Annotated in this window: 1 protein-coding gene; it reads right to left on the bottom strand. The window is 53.3% G+C overall.

What is annotated here, in order from left to right; genetic code table 11:
* Window positions 1–173: LysR family transcriptional regulator (locus tag SB816_RS30480; RefSeq protein WP_410548049.1), on the bottom strand; the 173-nt coding region annotated here is incomplete at its 3' end.
* Window positions 174–332 lie beyond the last annotated feature (159 nt).

Below are 332 nucleotides of genomic sequence, written 5' to 3'. Positions count from 1 at the left end.
CGTTCGAAAAGCTGCATCCCGGTCTGCGCCTCGAGTTCGCCGATCTGCCGGCTGACGGCGCTTTGCGTGAGGTTGAGTTCTTCTGCGGCACGGGTAAAATTCCCATGCCTTGCAGCACACTCGTAAGCTTGCAGGGTGACGATGTCAGGGACCAGTCTTCTGCGCGGATCCATACCATTCTCGCATCAACTTACCCGCTTTCCTCATTGGAAAAGGGTCATTATGGCCATATATGATTACGGGAAAGAATGGAATGGTGTTTTGCCGGTTGCGGCGGAGGTCGTTTCACAGAATGACAAATTCGGGGAAAGAACAGCGACGGGAGTTGAAAG

Source organism: Achromobacter sp. SIMBA_011 (assembly GCF_046535435.1).
Taxonomy (GTDB): Bacteria; Pseudomonadota; Gammaproteobacteria; order Burkholderiales; family Burkholderiaceae_B; genus Achromobacter; species Achromobacter dolens.
The sequence above is the reverse complement of the archived record's forward strand: the minus strand, read 5'-3'. Positions and strand labels throughout refer to the sequence as shown.